Source organism: Bartonella sp. AP40SXNS (assembly GCF_042195825.1).
GTDB lineage: Bacteria > Pseudomonadota > Alphaproteobacteria > Rhizobiales > Rhizobiaceae > Bartonella.
Window position 1 is genome coordinate 1 of sequence record NZ_JBHIPB010000046.1, and the last position, 2,945, is coordinate 2,945.

3 protein-coding genes are annotated in these 2,945 nt (G+C 41.0%); all 3 read left to right on the forward strand.

What is annotated here, in order from left to right:
• The coding region (locus ACFILZ_RS09450; protein WP_375611013.1) for a DUF637 domain-containing protein at positions 1 to 1,887 on the forward strand (1,887 nt) is incomplete at its 5' end.
• Positions 1,888 to 1,907: 20 nt separating this feature from the next.
• Positions 1,908 to 2,372: an SMI1/KNR4 family protein gene (locus ACFILZ_RS09455; protein WP_375611012.1), complete on the forward strand. Its 465-nt coding sequence runs from the start codon at positions 1,908 to 1,910 to the stop codon at positions 2,370 to 2,372.
• Positions 2,373 to 2,474: 102 nt separating this feature from the next.
• The coding region (locus ACFILZ_RS09460) for an SMI1/KNR4 family protein (RefSeq protein WP_375611011.1) at positions 2,475 to 2,945 on the forward strand (471 nt) is incomplete at its 3' end.

The following is a 2,945-nucleotide window of genomic DNA, read 5'->3' on the forward strand; positions in this document are numbered from 1 at the left end:
GCGATACAGGCTGGTGTCCAAGCGCTGATTAACAAAAGCGCTGTGGCTCTTGTCAATAATCGCGGCAATATTGCCGGTGCCTTGCATGAACTTGGCTCTTCAAAGAATGTTCTCAGCATTGTCTCGTCGATGTTGACAGCAGGCTTAACCAGCCAACTAACCGAAATGGCAGGTGTTGGGCAATCCTTGCCCAAAACGGCTCCTCTGGTTGATCGCATCACCCGTGAGGCGGAAAAGAACTTGATCAAAGCCGCCATTGGCACAGGCGTGCAAACGGCTCTTGAGGGTGGTTCTCTTGACAAGAACTTTTTTAACAATCTGCGCATCGCCCTGTCTGATACGGTTGGCAAATCGTTGGCGGAAGAAATCGGTACCGCCAAGGCTGAAGGCAAAATAGACACGGTCACACAGATCGTTGCCCATGCCGGTCTTGGCTGCTTAAAAGGCGCTGTTGCGAGCGGTGCTTGCACAGCCGGTGCTGTGGGGGGTGCTGTGGGCGAAGCCACTGCTATGCTCCAGTTTCAATTGTGGGTGCAAGGCATTGTGAAAGAGGAAATGGGGGACCTAAACGGTCGCACCCCAACTCCGGAAGAGGAAGCGCGTATAAACGCAAAGATTGATGCGCAGTTTGCTGACTTTAGAGACCACACCATTGATGTTGCACGGGCTGCGGGGGGCGTTGCCGCTGCCCTTGCCGGTGGCAATGTTGATGCCGGCGCCGATGCCGCAGGTAATGCCGCTGCAAATAACTACCTCAGCAGTGCACAACGCGCTCAGATGAAGAAAGAGTTAGAAGAGTGCCCTGATGATCAGTGTCGAAGAGATGTTAACGAAAAATGGTTCGAGATTAGTGAAGAGCAAGATAGGATTTTTGGGATAGGTCTTGCGAAGGGTATGATTGTTGGTGCCGTAAAAGCAATAGGAAACGGAATATCTGAGACAGCTCATGACGTTAAAGAATTAGGTCTGGCAATAGGAAACAGTTCAGTTGATGAGATCTCTCAAAATATTCTTCAAGGCATTGGAACAGCAACATCTTGGGCCACGAGTGGGCATATGTTGGATGATGTTTGGGAAGGAGCTGGTCAATTCTGGGGAGGAGTTAAGGATTCCTTTTGGGGGCATATAGATCACATACATGAAACAATGGAGAAAGGAGGGGATGGCGCATTCAGTGCGGGTTTTGAATCTGGTGAAATGCTAGGTAAACCATTAGGAGATGTGGCTTATATAGTGGGTTCTACAGTGCTTACTGACGGTGCTGTTTCAGCAGCCAAGGGAGGCGTAAAGCTTGCGAACAAGCTTGTAGAAAAAGATATCATCAAATTTGCATCTAAAGCTGAAGAAGCGGCTATAACAGGAGCAACTAGTTCTGAAGTAAATACTGCGCATGTGGGGAAAGAAATCGCACAATCGCTAGAAAAAATGAGCGATGAAGCTATTGCAACTCAATATTTGGGGCAAGAGAGAAAGTTCTGGTCAAAACCTATTGAGGTTGGGTTTGAAATAAATCACAAAGAAGAAAAAATTACTCAGATAAATAAAGTCTATCAGAGAGATGACTTGTTTGATCCTAATAGAATTTCTGAGTGGACAGTTAACAAGAAAAAAGTGACAGGTACAAATATTGAAAGGATGAAAGCAGGAAGAGCACCTATAGGTTTCGATAATAAGCCTATTGAATTACACCACATGCTGCAAACTCATGATGGTCCCATAGCAGAAGTTACAAATGCGTTTCATAATAAACATAATTCTGCTATTCACATTAATCCGAATACAATGGGATCAGCTATTGACAGAGACCTATTCGATAAATGGAGGACGCAATACTGGAAAGAACGTGCTAAAGGGTATGAAAAGAAAAATATAGAAGCTAAAAAATAACAATTTATGGAGAACAAATTATGAAAACTTATACTTTAGATGATGTTGTCATACTGGTTGATAAATATAGTGATAGTGTTGATTTTGGCTCTACAGATGAAGCCGTTGATGATGTACTAATTGAAAAAGCAGAGGGGATTCTTAAATTGCAATTCACAACCTCCTACAAAAGTTTTTTAAAAAACTATGGAAGAGCGGAGATCTGTGGTGAGGAAATATTAAGTGTTTATAATACAAATTTTAAAATTGCTCGTAGTGATGATATTGTTTATTATCATATAACGGATGTAGAAAATGGTTTAGCAAAACCACAGCAGCTTGTTGTGAGTAGAACTGATTTTGGTGAGACATTTTATTTTGATTACTCTCAGTTTCAGGATGGTGAATGTCCGCTCTATCTTAAGTTTCCACCTAGCGATCCCCAGTATTACGCAAGTAATTTTTATGAATTTCTCTGTAAAAGGATTACAGATAACTTGAAGTAAATTTCTTTGTATGGTGGTTTTACTTCCGAATTGCAATGTTAAACCACTATTTTTTATTTTCAAGAATGCAGGCATCGTTAATATTTTTAAGGGGGATCATCTATGAAAACTTATACTTTAGCTGATGTTGTACAATTAATTGATAAAGTAAATAAATATGATGATGAGATTATCAATTTTGGTACTGCAGAGGATGCAGTTAGTGATGTACGGATTAAAGAGGCAGAAAAAACTCTCGGTTTACAGTTTACAACTTCTTATAAGGATTTTTTAAAAAATTATAAGGGAGGAGAAATTGGTTATGAGGAAATTTTTAGCATTTATAACGCAAGTTTTGAGGATCATCCTGCTGGTGATATTGTGCATAAAAACTTATATCATAGGAAACATGGTTTTGCGACATTAGAACAGCTTGTTGTCAGTAGAACTGATTTTGGGGAGACATTTTACTTTGATTATACTCAGTTTCAGGATGGTGAATGCCCACTCTACGTCAAGATTCCATCTGGAGCGTCACATTATTATGCAAGTAATTTTTATGAATTTCTCTGTAAAAGAATTAAAGAGCACGCA

Excerpts from the sequence above, each read along its gene's own strand:
- ACFILZ_RS09455 (WP_375611012.1), top strand. The coding sequence starts at position 1,908 with ATGAAAACTTATACTTTAGATGATGTTGTCATACTGGTTGATAAATAT.